Annotated in this window: 21 protein-coding genes; 16 read left to right on the top strand and 5 right to left on the bottom strand. The window is 66.5% G+C overall.

Annotated features, from left to right (window positions below; all coding sequences use genetic code 11):
- Positions 1 to 45 precede the first annotated feature (45 nt).
- The 5 genes from acnA (at position 46) to JI664_RS19490 (ending at position 6748) form a co-directional block, all read left to right on the top strand.
- The gene (gene acnA, locus JI664_RS19510; protein WP_207015452.1) at positions 46 to 2796 is read left to right on the top strand and encodes an aconitate hydratase AcnA; all 2751 of its coding nucleotides are present in this window, start codon (positions 46 to 48) and stop codon (positions 2794 to 2796) included.
- Between the two features lie 465 nt (positions 2797 to 3261).
- On the top strand, positions 3262 to 3594 hold the full coding sequence (yajC, locus tag JI664_RS19505; RefSeq protein WP_207015451.1) for a preprotein translocase subunit YajC: 333 nt from the start codon (positions 3262 to 3264) through the stop codon (positions 3592 to 3594).
- Positions 3595 to 3717: 123 nt separating this feature from the next.
- Entirely contained in the window at positions 3718 to 5382 is a 1665-nt protein-coding gene (gene secD, locus JI664_RS19500; RefSeq protein ID WP_207015450.1) for a protein translocase subunit SecD, read from the top strand.
- Positions 5383 to 5394: 12 nt separating this feature from the next.
- Positions 5395 to 6363: a protein translocase subunit SecF gene (gene secF / locus JI664_RS19495; protein ID WP_207015449.1), complete on the top strand. Its 969-nt coding sequence runs from the start codon at positions 5395 to 5397 to the stop codon at positions 6361 to 6363.
- A 28-nt stretch (positions 6364 to 6391) separates the two neighbouring features.
- Complete coding sequence (locus tag JI664_RS19490) at positions 6392 to 6748, top strand: Mth938-like domain-containing protein (RefSeq protein ID WP_207015448.1); 357 nt, start codon at positions 6392 to 6394, stop codon at positions 6746 to 6748.
- Between the two features lie 20 nt (positions 6749 to 6768).
- Here JI664_RS19490 and JI664_RS19485 read toward each other — a convergent pair whose 3' ends face one another.
- Together JI664_RS19485 and JI664_RS19480 are read right to left on the bottom strand one after the other, a co-directional pair.
- The gene (locus JI664_RS19485) at positions 6769 to 7575 is read right to left on the bottom strand and encodes a YgfZ/GcvT domain-containing protein (RefSeq protein WP_207015447.1); all 807 of its coding nucleotides are present in this window, start codon (positions 7573 to 7575) and stop codon (positions 6769 to 6771) included.
- A 67-nt stretch (positions 7576 to 7642) separates the two neighbouring features.
- Positions 7643 to 8329 (bottom strand): fused DSP-PTPase phosphatase/NAD kinase-like protein, encoded by a 687-nt coding sequence (locus JI664_RS19480; RefSeq protein ID WP_207015446.1) that lies wholly within the window; start codon positions 8327 to 8329, stop codon positions 7643 to 7645.
- Positions 8330 to 8441: 112 nt separating this feature from the next.
- Between JI664_RS19480 and JI664_RS19475 the strand changes: the two genes are divergently transcribed.
- The 6 genes from JI664_RS19475 (at position 8442) to JI664_RS19450 (ending at position 14942) form a co-directional block, all read left to right on the top strand.
- On the top strand, positions 8442 to 9671 hold the full coding sequence (locus tag JI664_RS19475) for a pyridoxal-phosphate-dependent aminotransferase family protein (RefSeq protein ID WP_207015445.1): 1230 nt from the start codon (positions 8442 to 8444) through the stop codon (positions 9669 to 9671).
- Between the two features lie 65 nt (positions 9672 to 9736).
- Positions 9737 to 10462, top strand: a complete 726-nt coding sequence (locus tag JI664_RS19470; RefSeq protein WP_207015444.1) for a DUF3592 domain-containing protein — start codon at positions 9737 to 9739, stop codon at positions 10460 to 10462.
- Between the two features lie 94 nt (positions 10463 to 10556).
- Positions 10557 to 12848 (top strand): xanthine dehydrogenase family protein molybdopterin-binding subunit, encoded by a 2292-nt coding sequence (locus JI664_RS19465; RefSeq protein WP_207015443.1) that lies wholly within the window; start codon positions 10557 to 10559, stop codon positions 12846 to 12848.
- Positions 12845 to 13972: a pyridoxal phosphate-dependent aminotransferase gene (locus JI664_RS19460; protein WP_207015442.1), complete on the top strand. Its 1128-nt coding sequence runs from the start codon at positions 12845 to 12847 to the stop codon at positions 13970 to 13972. Before JI664_RS19465 ends, JI664_RS19460 begins: the two co-directional genes overlap by 4 nt.
- Positions 13973 to 14033: 61 nt before the next feature.
- A complete protein-coding gene (locus JI664_RS19455; RefSeq protein WP_207015441.1) occupies positions 14034 to 14354 on the top strand; it encodes a DUF305 domain-containing protein in 321 nt (106 codons plus the stop codon).
- 102 nt (positions 14355 to 14456) lie between these two features.
- Positions 14457 to 14942, top strand: a complete 486-nt coding sequence (locus JI664_RS19450; RefSeq protein ID WP_207015440.1) for a PaaI family thioesterase — start codon at positions 14457 to 14459, stop codon at positions 14940 to 14942.
- Between the two features lie 111 nt (positions 14943 to 15053).
- Here JI664_RS19450 and JI664_RS19445 read toward each other — a convergent pair whose 3' ends face one another.
- Both JI664_RS19445 and JI664_RS19440 read right to left on the bottom strand, forming a co-directional pair.
- Positions 15054 to 15647 (bottom strand): SAM-dependent methyltransferase, encoded by a 594-nt coding sequence (locus JI664_RS19445; protein ID WP_207015439.1) that lies wholly within the window; start codon positions 15645 to 15647, stop codon positions 15054 to 15056.
- Between the two features lie 62 nt (positions 15648 to 15709).
- Entirely contained in the window at positions 15710 to 17902 is a 2193-nt protein-coding gene (locus JI664_RS19440; RefSeq protein WP_349768750.1) for a primosomal protein N', read from the bottom strand.
- A gap of 95 nt (positions 17903 to 17997) precedes the next feature.
- Here JI664_RS19440 and fsa point away from each other — a divergent pair, with 95 nt between their 5' ends.
- From fsa to JI664_RS19415, 5 genes are all read left to right on the top strand, one after another.
- Complete coding sequence (fsa, locus tag JI664_RS19435) at positions 17998 to 18651, top strand: fructose-6-phosphate aldolase (RefSeq protein WP_207015438.1); 654 nt, start codon at positions 17998 to 18000, stop codon at positions 18649 to 18651.
- 42 nt (positions 18652 to 18693) lie between these two features.
- Positions 18694 to 19410, top strand: a complete 717-nt coding sequence (locus JI664_RS19430) for a DUF484 family protein (RefSeq protein ID WP_286174193.1) — start codon at positions 18694 to 18696, stop codon at positions 19408 to 19410.
- Positions 19407 to 20366 carry a tyrosine recombinase XerC gene (locus JI664_RS19425; RefSeq protein ID WP_349768749.1) on the top strand — a complete coding sequence of 320 codons (960 nt, stop codon included), beginning with the start codon at positions 19407 to 19409 and terminating at the stop codon, positions 20364 to 20366. Before JI664_RS19430 ends, JI664_RS19425 begins: the two co-directional genes overlap by 4 nt.
- Before the next feature lie 65 nt (positions 20367 to 20431).
- Positions 20432 to 20875: a ribose 5-phosphate isomerase B gene (gene rpiB, locus JI664_RS19420; protein WP_207015437.1), complete on the top strand. Its 444-nt coding sequence runs from the start codon at positions 20432 to 20434 to the stop codon at positions 20873 to 20875.
- Between the two features lie 92 nt (positions 20876 to 20967).
- A complete protein-coding gene (locus JI664_RS19415) occupies positions 20968 to 21366 on the top strand; it encodes a VOC family protein (protein ID WP_207015436.1) in 399 nt (132 codons plus the stop codon).
- On the opposite strand, the gene JI664_RS19410 is transcribed toward JI664_RS19415, so the two are convergent.
- Positions 21355 to 21993 (bottom strand): AraC family transcriptional regulator, encoded by a 639-nt coding sequence (locus JI664_RS19410; protein ID WP_207015435.1) that lies wholly within the window; start codon positions 21991 to 21993, stop codon positions 21355 to 21357. The two genes, JI664_RS19415 and JI664_RS19410, sit on opposite strands and share 12 nt — an antisense overlap.
- Positions 21994 to 22027 lie beyond the last annotated feature (34 nt).

Below are 22027 nucleotides of genomic sequence, written 5' to 3'. Positions count from 1 at the left end.
AGCATGCCCAGCCAAACCCCTCTTATTCCGAAGGGAGCCCCCTCCATGACAGTGAATGTCGGTAAAGATACCGCCAAGACGCGCAAGACGCTGACCGTCGACGGCCAGCAGGTTGCCTATTACTCGATCCCCGCCGCGCAGGATGCGGGTCTCGGTGACTTCTCGAAACTGCCCGCCTCGCTGAAGGTCGTGCTCGAGAACATGCTGCGCTTCGAAGATGACGGCTTCACCGTCTCGGTCGACGACATCAAGGCGTTCGGCGAATGGGCGGAAAAGGGCGGCAAGAACCCGCGCGAAATCGCCTATCGTCCGGCCCGCGTGCTGATGCAGGACTTCACCGGCGTCCCCGCCGTGGTCGACCTTGCCGCGATGCGCGACGGCATCAAGGGGCTGGGCGGCGACGCACAGAAGATCAACCCGCTGGTGCCCGTCGATCTGGTGATCGACCACTCGGTGATGATCGACGAATTCGGCAACCCGCGCGCCTTCCAGCGCAATGTCGAGTTGGAATACCAGCGCAACATGGAACGCTACCAGTTCCTGAAATGGGGCCAGACCGCGTTCGAGAACTTCCGCGTCGTGCCCCCCGGCACCGGCATCTGCCACCAGGTGAACCTCGAATACCTCGCGCAGACCGTCTGGACCGACAAGGACCAGAACGGCACCGAAATCGCCTATCCCGACACGCTCGTGGGCACCGACAGCCACACCACCATGGTTAACGGCGCCGCCGTTCTGGGCTGGGGCGTCGGCGGCATCGAGGCCGAGGCCGCGATGCTGGGTCAGCCGATCTCGATGCTGATCCCCGAAGTCGTGGGCTTCAAACTGACCGGCAAGATGGTCGAAGGCACCACCGGCACCGACCTCGTGCTGAAAGTCGTGCAGATGCTGCGCAAGCATGGCGTCGTCGGCAAATTCGTCGAATTCTATGGCGACGGTCTCGACAATCTGCCGCTGGCTCAGCGCGCGACGATCGCCAACATGGCGCCCGAATACGGCGCGACCTGCGGCTTCTTCCCGATCGACGACGAGACCCTGCGCTACCTGCGCAATACCGGCCGCGAAGAGGCCCGCGTCAAGCTGGTCGAAGCCTATGCCAAGGAAAACGGCTTCTGGCGCGGCGCGGATTATGCGCCGATCTATACCTCGACGCTGGAACTCGACATGGGCGACATCGTGCCCGCGATCTCGGGCCCCAAACGCCCGCAGGATTACGTCGCGCTGACCGCCTCGGCCGAGTCGTTCGAGAAAGTCGTCGCCGATTACCGCGGCATCGACATGTCGGCGGATGCCAAGGACATGGCCGCCGAAGGCCCGGTCGCGACCAAGCCCGTGACCATCGGCAAGACCGCCAAGGTCGAGGGCGAGGATTACGAGATCCGCGACGGCTCGGTCGTGATCGCCTCGATCACCTCCTGCACCAACACGTCGAACCCTTATGTGCTGATCGGCGCGGGCCTCGTTGCGCGCAAGGCGCGCGAACTGGGCCTTACCCGCAAGCCGTGGGTGAAAACCTCGCTCGCGCCGGGTTCGCAAGTGGTTCAGCAGTATCTCGAGGCCGCTGAGCTGCAAGACGACCTGGACGCCATCGGCTTCAACATCGTCGGCTTCGGCTGCACGACCTGCATCGGCAACTCGGGCCCGCTGCAGCCCGAAATCTCGAAGGCGATCAACGATAACGACCTGATCGCGACCTCGGTGCTCTCGGGCAACCGCAACTTCGAAGGCCGGATCTCGCCCGACGTGCGCGCCAACTACCTCGCCTCGCCGCCGCTCGTGGTGGCCTATGCGCTGGCCGGCGACATGAATATCGACCTCACCACCGAGCCGCTGGCGCAGACGCCTGACGGCAAGGACGTCTACCTAAAAGACATCTGGCCGACGGATGCCGAGATCGCCGAACTGGTCGACCGCGTGGTGACCCGCGAAGCGTTCCAGTCGAAATACGCCGACGTCTTCAAGGGTGACGAGCGCTGGCAGGCGGTCGAAGTCTCGGGCGGTGAAACCTATGACTGGCCGCCGCAATCGACCTATATCCAGAACCCGCCCTACTTCCAGGGCATGGGCAAGGAGAAGGGCCATATCGCGCCCATCACCGATGCCCGCGTTCTGGCGCTGCTGGGCGACATGATCACCACCGACCACATCTCGCCCGCGGGTTCGTTCAAACCGACCACCCCGGCCGGCAAGTACCTGACCGACCGGCAGGTCGCGCCCAAGGACTTCAACAGCTACGGCTCGCGCCGCGGCAATCACGAAGTCATGATGCGCGGCACCTTCGCCAATATTCGCATCAAGAACGAGATGCTGGACGGCGTCGAAGGCGGCTACACCAAGGGGCCGGACGGCGAACAGACCTCGATCTACGACGCCGCGATGGCCTATCAGGACGCCGGCACCCCGCTGGTGATCTTCGGTGGCATCGAATACGGCGCGGGCTCGTCGCGCGACTGGGCGGCGAAGGGCACCAACCTGCTTGGCGTCAAGGCGGTCATCGCCGAAAGCTTCGAGCGGATCCACCGCTCGAACCTCGTCGGCATGGGCGTGATCCCGTTCGAATTCACCGGCGGCGACACCCGCAAGACGCTGGGCCTGACCGGCGACGAAACGGTGTCGATCGAGGGTCTCTCGGACGAGATCAAGCCGCTCTCGACGGTGCCCTGCACGATCACCTATCCGGACGGCAAGACCAAGACGATCGATCTGAAATGCCGGATCGATACCGAGATCGAAGTCGATTACGTCAAGCATGGCGGTGTGCTGCACTACGTGCTGCGCGACCTCGCCGCGCGCTGATACCGCAGACAGAGTTCGGAAAGGCCCCGCCCCGCGCGGGGCCTTTTCGCGTTTCGGAACACCGCACAAAGCAACGGGTAAGCGATTTCACCTTCGCCCGGCACGCCTCCGGCGAGCAGATCTCGCGCGACCGGGCGCGGCGCTGTGCGCCGCGCCGATAGGGGGCTGTCTGCCCCCTCGCCGCTGCGCGGCTCACCCCCGAGGATATTTATCGATCAAAGATGCAGGGAAATGCGTTTTCCGAGCGCATCTTTGTTCGGGAAATATCCACCGAGGGGGTCCGGGGGAGGGGCGTGCCCCTTCCCCGGGCGGGCGCGGGCGGCAGCCCGCCCGGGGCGTCTACACAGCCACGTCATGCGCTCTCTCGTCCCACCCCTCTCGCTTGAACTCGCACCGGCCCCCATATAGGGTGCGCCCGACTTCTGCCGGGGGTGTCCCGGCCCCCTGTTCATCCTGAGGAGCCCAATGTTCATCACCCCCGCCTACGCCCAGGCCGCAGATGCCGCCGGCGGCGCAGCCCTTTTGCAAAACCTTGTCCCCTTCATCCTGATCTTCGGGATCATGTGGCTGCTGCTGATCCGGCCCCAGCAGAAGAAGATGAAAGAGCACCGCAACATGGTCGCTGCCCTGCGTCGGGGCGACCAGATCGTCACCGCGGGCGGCCTGATCGGCAAGGTGTCCAAGGTCAAGGAAGACGGTGAGATCGAGGTCGAGATCGCCGAAGGCGTGAAGGTCCGCGTTGTGCGCTCGACCATCACCAGCGTTCTGTCGAAGACAGAACCGGCGACCACCGAGTAACCCGTTGTGGCCGATGCCGCGCCCGCGAGCGCGGCATCGGTCGTTTCCGGCACCGCCCGCGCGCGCCGCATGCTTCAGGCCAGCCGCCCGGGTCCTGCCCGTCTTTAGCCCCAAGGCCCGACCATGCTGCAACTCTCTCTGTGGAAGCGCGCGCTCATCGTGCTGATCTGCCTCGGCGCCGTCGCCTTCGCGGCGCCCAACCTGTTCTACGACAGGGTCGAACGCCACAATGACGCCCTCGCCAGCATCGAGGCGGGTCAGTCCTCGCCCGAGATCGAGGCAGACCGCGCGCTGTGGCCCGACTGGCTGCCTTCGGACCTGATCAATCTGGGTCTCGACCTGCGCGGCGGCGCGCATCTTCTTGCCGAAGTCCATGTCACCGACGTCTATGCCGACCGCATCGACGCGCTCTGGCCCGAGGTCCGCGACCTCTTGCGGCAGGAACGCGCGACGCTGGGCGGTGTGCGGCGGATGCCTTCGGACGATCCGGGCATTCTGCGCGTGACCATCGCCAATACTGAGCAGCTTCCGCAGGCGCTGACGCTTGTGCGCCAGCTTTCGCAGCCGATGCAGACGCTGACTGGCATCGGCCAGCAGGACCTCGACATCCATACCGAGGGCAACGAGATTGTCATCTCGCTGTCCGAGGCCGAGCGTCTCGCCACCGATGACCGCACAATGCGCCAGTCGCTTGAGATCATCCGCCGCCGCGTCGACGAAGTCGGCACGCGCGAGCCCACGATCTTGCGTCAGGGCGCCGACCGGATCCTGATCCAGGTGCCCGGTATCGGTTCGGCGGACGAGCTGAAGGCGCTGATCGGCACGACCGCGCGGCTGACCTTCCACCCGGTGGTCGGCACGGCCAGCAATGCCGACGCCGCCAGCGATCCGCGTCAGCTTGTCTATCCCGACATGGACACGCCCGGCCTGTATTATATTCTCGAACCGACCCCGGTGGTGAATGGCGAGCAGCTTACCGACGCGCAGCCGACCTTCGACCAGAACGGTCGCCCGGCGGTGAGCTTCCGCTTCAACCCGGCGGGCGCGCGTGCCTTCGGGCTCTATACCGCCGAGAATATCGGCAGCCCCTTCGCCATCGTGCTCGACGGCGAGGTGGTCTCGGCCCCGGTGATCCAGAGCGCCATTCCCGGTGGCTCGGGCATCATCACCGGCCGCTTCACGGTCGAGGAATCGACCCAGCTTGCCGTGCTGCTGCGCGCGGGCGCCCTGCCCGCCGAGATGACCTTCCTCGAAGAACGCACGATCGGCCCGGAACTGGGTCAGGACAGCGTCGATGCGGGCAAGATCGCGGCCGTGGTCGCGATGGTGCTGGTGCTGCTCTATATGGGCCTCAGCTACGGGCTGTTCGGCTGGATCGCCAATATCGCGCTCTTGTTCAACGTGGCGCTGATCTTCGCGCTTCTGTCGCTCATCGGGGCCACGCTGACCCTGCCGGGGATCGGCGGCATCGTGCTGACGATCGGTATGGCGGTCGACGCCAACGTGCTGATCTTCGAGCGGATCCGCGAAGAGATGCGCACCGCGCGCGGCCCGGCCCGGGCCATCGAGCTGGGCTATGAAAAAGCGATGTCGGCCATTCTCGACGCCAACATCACCACCCTCATCACCGCCGCGATCCTGTTCGCGCTGGGCTCGGGCCCGGTGCGGGGCTTCTCGATCACGCTGGGCCTCGGGATCATCACCTCGGTGTTCTCGGCGCTGTTCGTCACGCGGCTGATCGTCGTGTGGTGGTTCGAACGCCGCCGTCCGAAGACGCTGGCCCTGTAAGGAGCGACTATCATGTACCGCCTGAAACTCGTTCCCGACGATACCGACATCAACTTCATGGGGCCGTGGAAATACACATTCGGCCTGTCGATGATCCTGATCGTCGCCTCGATCACCGTCTTCTTCACCATCGGCCTGAATTTCGGCATCGACTTCCGGGGCGGCACCTCGATCCGGACCGAGGCGACGCAGCCGGTCAATATCGGCGAATATCGTGACGCCATCGCACCGCTCGAACTGGGCGATGTGGCGATCACCGAGGTTTTCGACCCGACCTATGGTCCTGAAGAAAACGTCGCCACGATCCGCATTCAGGCGCAGGGCGACGAGGAATCGGTCTCGCCCGAGATCCTGTCGCAGGTCGAAACCGCGCTGCAGGGCTATGACGAAACGCTGCATTTCACCTCGGTGGAATCGGTTGGTCCCAAGGTCTCGGGCGAGCTGGTGCGCGATGCGATGATCGCCGTGCTGGCCGCGCTGGGGGCCGTGCTGGTCTATATCTGGCTGCGCTTCGAATGGCAGTTCGCGCTGGGAGCGGTCGCCGCACTGGTGCACGACATCATCCTGACGATCGGCGTTTTCGTGGTTTTGCAGCTGAAATTCGACCTTGCGATCATCGCGGCGCTGCTGACCATCGTCGGCTATTCACTCAACGATACCGTGGTCGTATTCGACCGGATGCGCGAGAACCTCATCAAGTTCAAGCAGCGCGAGATCATCGACGTGATGAACCTGTCGCTGAACGAAACGCTCACGCGGACCTTGATGACCTCGTTCACCACGCTGATCGCGCTGATTTCGCTGTTCATTCTCGGCGGTGACGTGATCCGGGGCTTCGTCTTCGCGATGATCTGGGGTGTTTTCGTCGGCACGTGGTCGTCGGTCTACGTGGCCGCCGTCGTGGTGAAGCGGCTGGGCGTCAAGCGCGACTGGGGCAAGGGTGGCGACAAGGCCGGCACCCAGTTCGGCACCTCGGCCTGAGCGGCCCATAGCAAACGGGAGGGGCGACATGCGTCTGAACGAAATGGACTTCGGCAATGCCAGACCCGTCGAGGGTTACGGTGCCGATTTCTTCCGTCTCGACGGTGTCGCCCATCCAGCCCCCGTGGCCTTTGCACCGGGGCACGTGCTTGAATGGGGCGGGTTTGACGATACCGCCTCACTTCTGCCCCTTGTGGGCGAGATCGACGTGCTTTTCGTGGGCACCGGCGGCGACATCGCGCACCTGCCCCCGTCTTTCCGCAAAACGCTGGAAGAGGCGGGCCTTGCGGTCGAGCCGATGGCCTCGCCCGCTGCCTGCCGGACATATAACGTGCTGCTGTCCGAAGGCCGGCGCGTTGCCGTCGCGCTCATGCCCGTGGGCTGAAAGCCCGGGCGGGACGCCGGTTAGCTTGCCGGCGTCTCGACCACCGTTACCGTGACGCCCTGCGCGCTGAGCGGCCCGTCGATCCGGTCGAGCCGCATCAGGGCCAACCCCTCGCCCCCCGCCTGCGTCCAGACCGTCCCGGCCTCGCGTCCGTCTTCCATCACCACCGCCGTTCCCGGCGCCACGGGCGTTTCCAGCGCCACGCGCACCAGTCCGCGCCGCAGGCTGGTCTTGTGATGCATCCGCGCGGTGACTTCCTGCCCCACATAGCAGCCCTTGCGGAAATCGACGCCGCCCAGCCGCTCGAAGCCCAGCTCAAGGATAAAGCTGTCACCGGGCACCAGCTCGAACCCCGTCTCGGGGATCCGGTGCGCGACACGGATCGCATCCCAGTCGGGCGCCTCGCCCTGGCTGAGTGTGGCACCGTAAAGCCGCCAGCCCAAGCCCGGATCGCGCGGATCCTGCAGCGCGCCCTCGGGCATCGGGCCAAGGCCACGCGTCACCGGCAGATCGGTGCGCTCGATCGTCACTTTCGAGCGCAGTTTGAACATCGTCAGCCGCTTCGCCAGATCGTCGGCCAGATCCTCGGCCACGTCGATCAGCACATCCTCGTCGCGCGGGATGACAAGGAAATCCGCGATCAGCTTGCCCTGCGGCGTCAGAAGCGCGGCATAGCCGATCCCGTCGCGGGTGATGCGGCCCATATCCTGCGTGATCATGCCCTGCAGGAACTTGACGCGGTCCACGCCATCGACGCGCAGGATCGCGCGGCCCGCGACAGGGGCGCAGCGGGTATCGGGGTGAAGAAGGGTGTCAGTCTGGCTCATGGGGCGGATATAGGCGGCTGCGCGCGGCTTGACAGCCCCCGCACCTGTCGATTGCGTGTCCACAGGGTCATCGGGACCGGGCCAGCCAGTCCTGAAAATCGCGCGTGACGGCTTCGGGCGTGTAGTGCGTTTCCACCCAGCCCGGAAAACACAGTCCTGCGGCGGCGCCCTCACGCGCATAGCTGCGCAGGATCTGCCCCTGCACGCCCCGGCTGCAACGCGGGAAATGACCGTAGCGCGGCGAAAGCTGACTCATGGCCGCTTCGACACTGTCCCCTTCGCGCAAGAGCCGCCACAGGGCCGAGACGAAACCCGTCCGGTCGGCCCCGGATTTGCAATGCAGCAAGAGCGGAGGCTGCAACCGCTGGATAATCCCCACCAGTTCAAGCAGGGTTTCGCGACTCGGCGCCTTCTTGGCGGTCAGCCGGATATGCACAAGGTCGAGCCCCAGCCGGCGACAGCATTCGTCCTCGAGCATCCGGTAGCCGCGGTTACTGGCTCCGCGCAGATTGACGATGGTGGTAATGCCGGCAGCACGCATCCTGGCAAGATCCGCTTCCGCAGGCTGGTTCGAGCGCCAGATACCCGGGGCGATCTCGAACCGGTTTTTCCACACCGCCCGTACCAACCCGTGATCGAAAACCAGAAAATGCAGTCTGGCAAGGGTGCGGGCCGTTTGCGGGCTCAAATCGCCGTCGCAAACATCCAGCGCCCAATCCCCCATTACCGGGCGCCCTGCCTTGCTTTGTTCCATCGTCCCCCCGTCTTGCAGCCTGCAGCGCGCTTTCTGCCCGCTTGCACCAATCTTGCAGCGTTGACCGTTTCAATCGCCGCTACTATCGATACAGGTTCAAGGAGACACTCTCATGAACCTTTCCAACGGCCGTCAGTACCTTGCCATTCCCGGTCCCTCGGTGATGCCCGACCGCGTCCTCGCCGCGATGCACAGGGCCGCCCCCAATATTTACGAGGGCGATCTCGTCGACATGGTCGCCGGGCTTCGCAAGGATCTGAAGGCCGTAGCCTGCACGTCGCAAAACCTGGCTATCTACATAGGCAACGGCCACGCGACCTGGGAAGCGACAAATACGAATGTGTTTAACCGTGGGGACACGGCTGTCATTCTTGCCACAGGTCGATTTGGCCATGGCTGGGCCGAGAATGCCCGCCAGCTGGGCATCAACACCGTCGTCACCGATTTCGGCAAGGCTTCCCCCATCGACCTCGAGCGGGCCGAGGCCGCGCTGCGGGCCAGTCCCGACGCCAAGGCGGTGATGGTGACGCATGTCGACACCGCCACCAGCGCGCGCAATGACGTTGCGGCAGTGCGCAAGCTGATGGACGAACTGGGCCATCCGGGCCTGCTGATGGTCGATTGCATCGCCAGCCTTGCCTGCGACGAGTTCCGCATGGACGAATGGGGCGTCGACGTGATGATCGCGGCCAGCCAGAAAGGGCTGATGACGCCGCCGGGTCTGGGCTTCATCTTCTTCTCGGACCGTGCGCTGGAACGCACGAAAACCTCGGATATGCGCACGCCCTACTGGGACTGGACGCCCCGCAACGGGGCCACGGCGTTCTATGAGAACTGGTACGGCACCGCGCCCACCCATCACCTGTTCGGCCTGCGCGAAGCCGTCACCATGATCAACGAGGAAGGGCTGGAAAACGTCTGGGCGCGCCACAATGCGCTCGCCCACGCCGTCTGGGCCGCGGCCGAGGCCTGGGGCAAGGACGGTGCCTTCCGGCTCAACATCGCCGACCCGGACCAGCGCGGACGCTCGGTCACGGCAGCGCGGCTTTCAGGCAATGACGGTACCCGTCTGCGCCGCTGGACCGAGTTCGAGGCGGGCGTCACGCTGGGTATCGGGCTGGGCATGGCTGAGCCGGGCGATCCGGCGGGCGACGCCTATTTCCGCATCGCGCATATGGGCCATGTCAACGCGCCGATGACGCTGGGGGCGCTGGCGACGATGGATGCCGGGATGAAAGCGCTGGGTATCCCGCATGGTGCAGGCGCGCTCGACGCCGCCGCGCAGGCGCTGGCGACCGCACAGACGGACGCACAGGCCGCGCCGCGCCCCGTCGCGGTGTGAGCGCGCGCTTTCCCGTCACGCCCAAAGCCGGGGGAGTGTCCCTTCCCCGGCGCGCGGAGCCCTGAATGACCGATACCGACCCCGCCACGCGGCCCCGCCCCGATATGTCGCGCCGCAGCTATACCCGCCACGACGCCTTCGTCGCGGTGCTGTTGTTCGGCGTCCTCGGGCTTGCCGGGCTCTTGTGGTCGGCATGGTATGTCGTCGAAGACAGTGTGATCGCGCGCGACGGGGTGCTCACGACAGCCACTGTCACCGACCGCCAGATCGAAACGCTGCGCAACCGCAATGGCACGAATGGTCGGCGCTACACACTCAGCGTCACCTACACCGATAACGACGGCGCGGTGCATGAGCAGGCCTTTTCGGTCACCTCGGATTACTATCTGGGCGAGGGAAGCGCCGACACCATCGCGCTGCGCTATTCGCGCGCGGCGCCCGACATCGCCCAGATCGAACCCGCACAGGACCGCCGCCGCGCCGCCATCGCGGGTGCCGGTGGGCTGATCTCGGCGCTTGTGGCGCTGATCTATGGGCTGCTCATCCGGCGCGAACTGGCCTCGCAGCGCCGCGCGGTGCAGGACGGACCGCGCCTGCTGGCCCGCGTGACCCAGCGCATGACGCATGGCCGCAAGACGCTGGACCAGTGGCGCATCCGCTGGGAAACGGAAGACGGGCTCACCGGCCTCAGCCGGGGCCATCCAAGCGCGGACGTGCCCGAACCCGGCACCATTGTGGCCGTCTATCGCGACCCGGTTAGCGGCAAGGGCTGGTGGCACGGGGACTACTGAACCGGGCGCGCGCGGCCCCGGCAAAGCGCCACGCCGCGCCCCTTGCCCTCGCCCCGCAGGCTTGTATCCTCGCGCCGCGAACGAGGGGGACACCATGCGCGCATTCGGACAATCACAGGGCGTCAGCCGCCGCGAGGATCTGCGCTTCCTGACCGGCAGCGGGCGCTATCTCGACGACACCCTGCCAAAGGGCTGCCTGCACGCGGCCTTCCTGCGCGCGCCCGTGGCGCATGCGGTCATCACCGAACTCGACACGTCGGACGCGGCCGCGATGTCCGGCGTCCACGCCATTCTCACCGCCGAGGATCTGAAAGCGGCGGGCGTGACTGCGGGCCTCTGGGCGGTGCTGACCAAGGACCGGCTGGGCCGCAAGGGCAAAGCCAGTCATCGCCCGATCCTTGCCGACGGCGTCATGCGCCACGTGGGCGAACCCATCGCCATCGTCGTCGCCGACACTCGCGCGCTGGCGCAGGACGCGGCCGAGGCGATCGTGTTCGATTACGACGAAAAGCCCGCGCATCTCGACCTCGCGCCGGGTGGCCCGCTGGTGCATGACGACGTCGCCGACAACCTGCCCGTCGAATTCCATCTGGGCGATACCGAGGCGGTCGAGGCCGCCTTTGCCAAGGCCGCCCATACCACCCGCCTGACCGTGCGCCAGAACCGCGTCACCACCGTCAGCATGGAGCCCCGCGCGGCGCTGGCGGAATGGGACGGCGAGCGGCTGCATTTCGCCTTCAACGGTCAGGGCGTGTGGAACCACAAGCGCGAACTCGCCCGCGTGCTGAATCTCGACCCCGAACAGGTCCGCGCCACCACCCCCGATGTGGGCGGCGGTTTCGGCATGAAGACCATGCAATATCCCGAGCAATACGCGACCGCGCAGGCGGCGATCACGCTGGGCAAGCCGGTCGCGTGGATCTCGGACCGCTCCGAGGCGATGCTTGCCGATAACGGCGCGCGCGATCTGGAAAGCACGGCGGAACTGGCCTTCGACGCCGATCACCGCATCCTTGCCTACCGGGTCGAGACACGCTCGAATCTCGGCGCCTACAATTCGCAATTCGGCCAGATGATTCAGGCCGAGCTGTTCTCGAAGGTGTTCACCGGCGTCTACGACATCCCCTGCGCCACGCTCGACGTGCAGGGGATCTATACCAACACCACCCCGGTCGACGCCTATCGCGGCGCGGGTCGCCCCGAGGCGATCACGCTGCTTGAGCGCACGATGGACATGGCCGCGCGCGAGTTGGGCCTGACGCCCTTCGATCTGCGCGCGAAGAACTTCATCGCGCCCGACGCCTTCCCCTACACCACGCCGGGCGAGATGACCTATGATGTGGGCTCCTTCGCCCGCGTTCAGGCCCGCGCGCAAGAGTTGGGCGATGTCGCGGGCTTCCCCGCCCGGCGCGCGGAAAGCCAGGGCAAAGGCCTGCTACGCGGGATGGGTTTTGCCTATTACATCGAATCCATTCTGGGCGAGGACAGCGAAGGCGCGGCCATCGAATTCACCGACACGGGCGGCGTGAAGCTCTATGTGGGCACCCAGTCGAACGGACAGGGCCACGAAACCGTCTATGCCCAGTATCTTGCCGATATCAGCGGCCTGCCTTTCGATGCGATCGAGGTCGTGCAGGGCGACAGCGACCTGATCGGGCGCGGGGGCGGCACCGGCGGTTCGCGCTCGGTCACCGTGCAGACCACGGCCACCCACGGCACCGCCGAAGCGATGGTCGAGGCCTTTGCCGCGTTTCTGGAAGAAGAGGTCGACGCAGCGCCCTTCACCTTCGAGGACGGCATCTTCTCGGCCCCCGGCTCGAACCGGCGGCTCACGCTGATGGAAGCGGCCGAACTGGCGCGCGCGAAGGGCCGCAGCGACCTGCTGCGCCACGAGAAACGCACGCAATTGTCAGGCCGTTCCTTTCCCAACGGCGCGCATCTGTGCGAGGTCGAGATCGACCCCGAAACCGGTGCGATGCGGCTCGACCGTTACCTTGCGGTCGACGATCTGGGCGTGCTGATGCATCCCCAGCTGGCCGAGGGGCAGGTTCATGGCGGCGTCGTGCAGGGCTTCGGGCAGGCCGCCGCCGAAGACATCCGCTTCGATGCCGACGGTCAGCTTCTGACAGGCTCGCTGATGGATTACGCAGTGCCGCGCGCCACCGACGTGCCCAATATCCGCTTCGTCAGCGACCCCACGCCGTCTAAAAACAACCCGATCGGCATGAAGGGCTGCGGCGAGGCGGGCACCGTGGGCGCGCTTGCGGCCGTCTCAAACGCCGCGCTCGACGCGCTGTGGTCGCAGGGCGTGCGCCATGTCGATATGCCGCTCACGCCGCTCCGCATCTGGAGCTGGCTCAACGACGCCAAGGACAATCCCGCATGAGCCCGCGCTACACCGCCCTCGTCGCCAGCCTGCCCGCCACCGTGCCCTTCGTCGGCCCCGAAACCGCCGAACGCGAGCGCGGCGCGCCCTTCATCGCCCGGCTTGGCGCGAATGAAAATGGCTTCGGCCCCTCGCCCCGCGCGATCGAGGCGATGCAGGCCGCGGCGGGCGCGCAGTGGAAATACGGCGACGCGCAAAGCCACGACCTGAAACACGCGCTGGCCCGAAAACACGGCGTCAGTCCCGACAACATCATCGTCGGCGAAGGCATCGACGGGTTGCTGGGGTATCTCGTGCGGCTTGTGGTCGAACCCGGCGACGCGGTCGTGACCTCCGAGGGCGCCTATCCCACCTTCAACTACCATGTCGCAGGCTTCGGCGGCGTCTTGCACAAAGTTCCCTACCGCGACGATCACGAGGACCCCACGGCCCTGATGGACAAGGCGCGCGAGACGCAAGCGAAACTCGTCTACCTCGCCAATCCCGACAACCCGATGGCCACATGGCACGACGCGGCGACACTGGAAGCGACGCTCGACCGGGTGCCCGAAGGCACGCTATTTGTCCTGGACGAAGCCTATGTCGAATTCGCACCCGAAGGCACCGCGCCCAGGATCGACGCGCAGGACGAACGCGTGATCCGCTTTCGCACCTTTTCTAAGGCCTATGGGCTGGCGGGCGCGCGGGTGGGCTATGCGATTGCCGCTAAGGGACTGGTCGCGGCCTTCGACAAGGTGCGCAACCATTTCGGCATGAACCGCGCGGCGCAGATCGGCGCGCTGGCAGCGCTGGAGGACGAGGCGTATCTGAACGATATCCTCGGCAAAGTGGCCGCCGCGCGGGATCGCATCGCACGGATCGCCGCCGATAACGGGCTGCGCGCCCTGCCCTCGGCCACCAATTTCGTCACCATCGATTGCGGCGCGGATGGAGATTTCGCGCGGCGGGTGCTGGCCGAGACGGTGAAACGCGGGGTCTTCATCCGCATGCCCTTCGTCGCGCCACAAGACCGCTGCATCCGCGTCAGCACCGGCCCCGATGACGAACTCGACGCCTTCGCGCGGGTCCTGCCCGAAGCGCTGGCGGCAGCACGGGCACAAATGCAGGCGGACGCGGGTCGCTAAGGGAACCCTTGCACCCCGTGGGCCGTTCTGCCAAGGGACGGCCCGCTACGCAGGAGACCCCATGCATCGCTGCTTCCTTGCTCTTTTTCTGACCCTGTGCCCGTCCTTCGCGCTGGCGCAGGAGGTGCCCGGCACACCCTCGGCCCGCGCCTTTGCGGAACTCGATACACAGACGCGGATGCTCGACGTGCCGCTGACGGGCGATGCCGATATCGACTTCGTGCGCCATATGATCCCCCAGCACCAGCGCGCCATCGAGATGGCCGAACTGGTGCTGGAACACGGCCACAACCCCGAGGTCCGCGCCATGGCCGAAACGCTGATTGCCACCCGCCGTCCGCAGCTGGACGCGATGCTGCTGTGGCTGGCGCGGTTCGAATGAACACGCCGGACAGCCGATGACGTTGCGTCCCCGATCCGCGCGCGCACTGGTCGGACGGGACGGGCCTGCCTAGCCTTTCTTCGATCTCAGAAGGAATGCGCCATGCCTGATCCCTTTCCCGCCACCCGCCCCGAGGACATGCCCAGCCGCGACGCGGTCGCGCAATTGACCGGGCTTGAATACATGCAGGCGATCTTCGACGGCCGTATGGCCGGCGCGCCGATCGCCAAGGGGATGAATTTCTGGCCGCACGAGGTGAGCGAGGGCGAGGTCGCCTTTCGCGGCGAGCCGAAATTCGACCATCTCAACCCGATGGGCGGGCTGCATGGCGGCTGGTACGGCACGCTTCTGGACAGCGCGCTGGGCTGCGCCGTCGCCACCACCCTGCCGCGCGGCGCGGGCTACACGACGCTGGAATACAAGGTGAACCTGACGCGCGCGCTGAAACCCGGCACGCTGATCGAATGCCGCGCGCGGGTGCAGCATGCCGGGCGCTCGACCGCGGTGGCCGAGGGCACGATCAGGGGCGTCGAGGACGGCAAGCTGTACGCCACGGGCTCGACCACCTGCATCATCCTGCGCGGATAACGGGCCCGCGGGGGGCCAGCCCCCCACACCCCCCGCCGGGGCGGGGGCACGCCCCCCCCCCCGGACCCCTCCGGTGAGTATTTGTAACAAAGTGAAGGGGCGGATTTCGCGTCAGGCTTTCGTGGCGACGAAGTCCACAAGCGCCGAGCGCCCGGAATGGCCGCGCCCCTCTTGCACGTCGCGCTCATAAGCGGCGAGGCGTTCGATGCGGAAATCGGCAAAGGCCTCGCGCAGCATGTCGGGCGTCCACATCTGTGCCGGGTCCGATGGCCCGCCCGTGCCGAGTGCCACCTGTTCGGGCAGGTAGCCATGCAGCACCAGCCGCCCGCCCGGCGCCACGGCGCGCGCGAGATCGGCAAAGCGCGCGGGGCGTTCATCCGGCGTGATGAACTGGATGAAGATCCCCATCACCAGATCGTAGGACGCCGACCAGTCCCAGCCCGCCCAGTCCGAGACCTGCGTGTCGAGCGCGACACCCGCTTTCGAGGCCAGCGCGCGGGCACGTTCGACCGCCGTGGGCGAGAGATCGAAAGCCGTGACCTGCATCCCCCAACGCGCCAGTTCCACCGAATTGCGCCCCTCGCCATCGGCCACGCTGAGCGCGCGCTTGCCGGGCCGGGCCAGCCACGGGTTCTCGGTCAGGAACCGCGCGGGTTCGGTGCCGAAGAGGTAATCCCCTTCGTTGCGGTAGCGGTCTTCCCACATGGCGATCTCCGTTGTGCGAGTTCGGGTCTGCTTTGCCCTGACATAAGCACGCGGGAAACCGATCACCAGAAGTTCTGCGGATCGATATCGACGGCAAGCCGCGTGTCGCCTGCGGGTTTCAGCCCGCCCAGCCATTGCCGGATCGCGGCTTGCAGCGGCGCGCCCTTGGCCGCCTTGATCAGAAGCCGTACGCGGTGTCGCCCGCGCACGCGCGCGATGGGCGCGGGCGCGGGGCCGAAAATCTGCGCGCCGATGGCCAGCAGAGGATCGGCCTTGATCGCCAGATGGTTGCCCAGATCGAAGGCCTGTTCCAGAGACGAAGACGAGATGATGATCCCCGCCAGCCGTCCATAGGGGGGCATGCCCAAAGCCTCGCGTTCGGCCGCCTCGGCGCGCCAGAAGCCCTCGTCATCGCCGCTGAGGATGGCCTGGATCACCGGATGATCGGGCTGGTGGGTCTGCAACAGCGCCAGCCCCGGCTTGTCATGCCGCCCCGCGCGCCCCGCGACCTGACGGATCAGCTGAAACGTCCGCTCGGCCGCGCGCAGATCGCCACCATGCAGGCCCAGATCGGCGTCGATCACGCCCACCAGCGTCAGCAGCGGAAAGTTGTGGCCCTTGGCCACAAGCTGCGTGCCGATGACGATATCCGCCTCGCCCCCGGCAATGGCCGCGATCTGCTCTTTCAGCGCACGGGCCGAGCCGAACAGGTCCGAGGACAACACCGCAGCGCGTGCATCGGGCCACGTCGCACGGACCTCTTCTTCGAGCCGCTCAACGCCGGGTCCGATCGGGTGCATCGAGCCTTCGGTCTTGCAGTTGGGGCAGGCGGTGGGAATGGGCGCGGTGGCGCCGCATTGATGGCACATCAGGCGGTTGAGAAACCGGTGCTCGACCATCCGCGCATCGCATTGCTCGCAGGCGATCTGATGGCCGCAGGCGCGGCAGGTGGTCACCGGCGCATAGCCCCGGCGGTTGAGGAACAGAAGCGATTGCTCTTTGTTCGCCAGCCGCTCGTCCACGGCGGCCTTCAGCCCCTCGGAGATCCAGCGGCCATGCGGCAACTTCTGCCCGCGCAGATCCAGCGCACGCATCTCGGGCAGTTCGGCCACCCCGAAGCGTGCATGCAGATCGAGCCGCTTGTACTTACCGCTTTCGGCATTGGCCCAGCTTTCCAGCGACGGCGTGGCCGAGGCCAGCACCACCTGCGCCTGCGCCAGCGAGGCGCGCAGCACGGCCATGTCGCGGGCGTTGTAGAGCACCCCTTCGTCCTGTTTGTACGAGCCGTCATGCTCTTCATCGATGACGATGAGGCCGAGGTCGCGATAAGGCAGGAACAGCGCCGAGCGCGCGCCCACCACAAGCTGCACGCGCCCCTCGCCCGCCATCCGCCACAGCCGCCGGCGCTCGGTCATCGTGGCGCCCGAATGCCATTCGCCGGGACGCTGGCCGAACCGGGCCTCGACCCGCTCAAGGAACCCCTCGGTCAGGCCGATCTCGGGCAACAGGACCAGCGCCTGCCGCCCCTTGCGCAGGCATTCGGCCACCGCTTCGAGATAGACCTCGGTCTTGCCCGAGCCGGTAACGCCCTTGAGCAGCGTCACCCCGAACGCATCGGCGCGGGATTTCAGCACTTCGGCGGCGGCGGCCTGATCGGCGGACAGCGTCTTGCTTGGCAGGGACGGGTCGAGCAGCGGATAGGGCTGATCCTTGGGCGCCTCGGCTTCGATCAGCGCGCCCTGCGCGGCCATTGTGTGCACGACCGAACCGGTGACATCGGCGGCGCGGGTGATCTCGCCCACCGTGAGCGCGGCGCCGCCATAGCCTTCGAACACATCGAGCACGCGCCTGCGGGCCTCGGTCATGCGCGCGGGCGGTTCGCCGGGGCGATAGACGCGGATCATCTGCGGCCCCGAGAGAAGACCCGGCGCGCGGGTGGCCAGAAACAGCATCAGCGACAGCGGCGTCAGCGTGTAATCAGCCGCCCGCACGAGGAACTCGCGCAACTCGTCGCGCATCGGCGGCACATCCAGCACGCGGATGATCGGGCGCAGCTTTTCCAGCGGAAAATCGCCCTCGGCCTCGCCCCAGACACAGCCCAGAACCTTGCGCGGACCCAGCGGAACCTCGACGAAATCGCCCAGCCGGACACCGCCCTCGGGCGCGCGGTAATCGAGGAACCGATCCAGCGGTTGCGTGGTCAGCACGGCGACGGGCTGACCGGGCGCGAAGGATGTTACCGCGAACACGGACACGGGCAAAAGACCTTTCAGGCGGGCTTGCGATACGATATGACGCGACCGAACCCTTACTGCAACCGCCCACCCTTCTGCCAAGGAACGAGAGAGCGATGAAATTCTTTGTCGATACCGCTGACGTTGCGGCCATCCGCGAACTGCACGAACTGGGCATGGTCGACGGCGTGACCACCAACCCGTCGCTGATCCTGAAATCGGGCCGCAACATTCTGGAAGTCACGAAAGAGATCTGCTCGATCGTCGACGGTCCGGTCTCGGCCGAGGTCGTGGCGCTGGAAGCCGACGCAATGATCGCCGAGGGCCTGAAACTGGCCGAGATCGCACCCAATATCGCCATCAAGCTGCCGCTGACCTGGGACGGGCTGAAGGCCTGCAAGCACCTCACCGACAAGGGCCACATGGTCAATGTCACGCTGTGCTTCTCGGCCAATCAGGCGCTTCTGGCGGCCAAGGCGGGCGCGACCTTCATCTCGCCCTTCATCGGCCGTCTCGACGACATCAATCTCGACGGGATGGAGCTGATCCGCGACATCCGCGAGATCTATGACAATTACGACTTCAAGACGCAGATCCTGTCGGCCTCGGTCCGCACGGTGAACCATGTGCGCGAAGCCGCGCTGGCCGGTTCGGACGTGATGACCGCCCCGCCCGAGGTGATCCAGAAGCTGGCCCAGCACCCGCTGACCGATGCAGGTCTGGCACAGTTCATGAAGGACTGGGAAAAAACGGGTCAGAAAATCATCTGATCTGGTGTAGCATCGCTGCAAAGATACAAGATCGGGGCAGACATGGCAGCTACGGGACCGGCCGAAGACACCGGCATGCAGGAGGAATGGCGCGCACGCGTGCTCGCCGATCCCGGCTTGGTGCTCGATGATTCCGAGCTCATGCGCGCGCTGGTGCTGACCTCGGAACGCGCCATGGGCGGCAATGTCGTCGATCTGCGCAGCATGGCCATGGAACGGCTCGAGTCGCGTCTTGCGCGGCTCGAGGAAACGCATCGCGCGGTCATCGCCGCCGCGTACGAAAACCTGTCCTCGACCAACCAGATCCACCGCGCGCTGCTGCGGCTGCTCGATGCCGAACGGTTCGAGGATTTCGTCATGGATCTGGGCGGTTCGGTGGCCGAGATCCTTGGCGTCGACGCGATCCGGCTGGTGCTGGAAAGCGCAGAGCCGGGCGGCGGTCTGGGCAAGCTCGACGAGATCCTGCGCGTGCGCAAGCCCGGCTATGCCGAGCATTACATGCGCGCCGGGCGCCCCGCCCCCGCGCGCCCCATCGTGCTGCGTCAGGGCGTCCCGCCCTCGTCCGGCCCCTACGGCGAAGTTGCCGCCGATCTGCGCTCCGAGGCGCTGATGCGGCTTGATCTGGGCCGTGGTCGTCTGCCGGGTATGCTGGCGATGGGGTCGGAAGACCCGCATCGCTTCAAGCCCGGTCAGGGCACCGATCTTCTGGCCTTTTTCACCGGCACGTTCGAGCGCGTCCTCAGGCGCTGGCTGTCGTGACGCGCGCGCTGTCGGGGGCGATCTCTCCGGCGCTGCGCGATGCGCTGGAGCAATGGCTCACACAGCTTGCGGCCCTCGACGACGCGTCCGATCACACGATTGACGCCTACCGCGCCGACGTGGCCGAGTTTCTCGATTTCCTCGCCCGCCACCATGGCGGCGCCGCCGGGATGGCACAGCTGCGCGCGGTCGAAACCCGCGATCTGCGCAGCTGGATGGCCCATGCCCGCGCGCATGACCGGGGGGCGCGATCGCTTGCCCGCGCCTTGTCGGCGCTCAAGGGCTTCGCGCGCTGGCTGTCCGACCGGCACGAGGATTTCGACGCCACCGCCATCCTGTCCGCGCGCGCGCCGCGCCACCAGCGCCCTCTGCCCCGCCCGCTGGACGAAGACGCCGCCCGCGCCGTGACCGAGTCGATCAGCGACGACAAGGCCGAGGCCTGGATCCGCGCCCGCGACACCGCCGTGGCGACCCTGCTCTATGGCTGCGGCCTGCGGATATCCGAGGCGCTGGGTCTCACCGGTCGCGATGCCGCCACTGCCGAGACGCCGGGCGCCAGCCTGCGCATTCTGGGCAAGGGCGGCAAGGAGCGGCTGGTGCCCGTGATCCCCGCCGCCGCACAGGCGGTCGCGCGATACACCAAGCTCTGTCCCTATCCGCTCGAACCCGACGAGCCGCTGTTTCGCGGCCTGCGCGGCGGTCCGCTGAATCCGCGTCTGATCACCCGCGCGATGGAGGGCGTGCGCCTGCGGCTGGGGCTGCCCGCGACCGCGACACCCCATGCCCTGCGCCATTCCTTTGCAACGCATCTGCTCAGCCGGGGCGGCGATTTGCGCGCGATTCAGGAACTGCTGGGGCACGCCAACCTGTCCACCACGCAGATCTATACCGGCGTCGATACCGCCCGCCTGATGGACGCCTATAACGCCGCCCATCCCCGCGCGCGCAAGGGCTGAGTGGCACGCCCCGCGCAAACGCGCTAAGGGAGGCGCGACTCGCATCTCAGCCAACGGAATTCGCCATGACCAAGCGCATCGTTCTTTCCAGCGACCACGCCGCCATCGAGCTGCGCCAGACCATCGCCAAACACGTCACCGCGCTGGGATACGAGGCGGTCGATATCGGCCCGACCAGCCCTGAAAGCACCCATTACCCCCTGCACGGACAGGCCGCAGCCGAACGCGTCGCCTCGGGCGATTGCGCGCTGGGGATCATCCTGTGCGGCACCGGGCAGGGCATCATGATGGCTGCCAACAAGGTCCCCGGCATCCGCTGCGGCGTCTGTTCGGACACGTTCTCGGCCAAGATGATCCGCCAGCATAACGACGCCCAGATCCTGTCCATCGGCGCCCGCGTCGTTGGCGAAGGGCTGGCGCTGGAGATCGTCGAGGCCTTCCTCGGCGCCGAGTTCGAAGGCGGCCGCCACGCCACCCGCGTCGCGATGATCGAGAAAACCGACGCCTGAGCGCAGCCCGCACGCGCCTGTCGGAAATCTTCAAGACCGGGCGCCTCAATGGGTCTAGCCATGCCGTGGCACTGCAACCCAACGAGGCCCCGATGATCTTTCGCTACACCATTTTCTACGTCGACAACGTGCCGGAGACGCTCGATTTCTTCGAGCGCGCCTTCGGTTTTGCCCGGGGCTTTCTGCACGAAGGCGGCGATTACGGTGAGCTGGTGACGGGCGAGACGAAGCTCGCTTTCTCGTCCACTGCGCTGATGCGCCAGCTGGGCAAATCCCCGTCCGCCCCGCAGCCCGACAAACCGTCTTTCGAAATCGCCCTCGAAACCGATGACGTGACCGGTGCACTTGCGCAGGCTCTGAAGGCGGGCGCGGCGCTTGTTCAGGATGCGCGGGACGAGCCCTGGGGCCAGACGACCGCCTATGTCACGGATCCCAACGGCTATCTGATCGAGATCTGTTCGCCCGTCAGTGGCGCGTCCTCACCCGCCTGACAGCTGCGCCGACCAGTTCCCAAGCCCCGGCTGCGACAGTTCCGCCAACGCAGCCGGGTCGCTGCGAAGCTGGCCGGGCGTGCGCCCGAACCAGCGCAGGAATTCGCGGTTCATATGCGCCTGATCGCTGTAGCCGTGATCGAGTGCCAGCTCGGACAATGCCCCGCCGCCGGGCAAAGCCAGCGCCGCGCGCCGCGCCCGGCCCAGCAAACGCCAGAACCGCGGTGGCGGCAGCGAAAGCCCCGCGAAATGCCGCTGCAAGGTGCGCGCCGACACGCCCTGCTGTCGGGCCAGCGCGTCGACATCCTCGCCCGCCTCGGCCAAAGCGGTGATAAGGTCCGTACTATCCCCCGCAACCCGCAGCGCCGAGGCGATCTGCTGATCGAGCCGCTCGGCATCCAGCGCCCCCAGCGGTTCGGCCATCACCACGCCGGGTCGCAGCCGATAGCCGGTCAGCGTGGTTCCGGCGCGGATACTCACCCGGCGCGGGCCGTCATCCCAATCGGTCAGGCTGACCACGGGCTCCTCGTCGGGGCGTGACAGCACCAGAACGTCACGGCACCCGTCCGGCATGACGGTCGCGACCTCGTCTTGCAGCGCGGTGTGGTGCCAACGATGAAACAGCAATGACCGCACTCCCCTCGCTCTCTGTGGCCAACAT

The sequence above is a fragment of the Rhodobacter sp. NTK016B genome (assembly GCF_017303295.1).
Lineage (GTDB): Bacteria > Pseudomonadota > Alphaproteobacteria > Rhodobacterales > Rhodobacteraceae > Pararhodobacter.
Note: the sequence above shows the minus strand (reverse complement) of the source record. Positions and strands in the feature narration are given on the sequence as shown.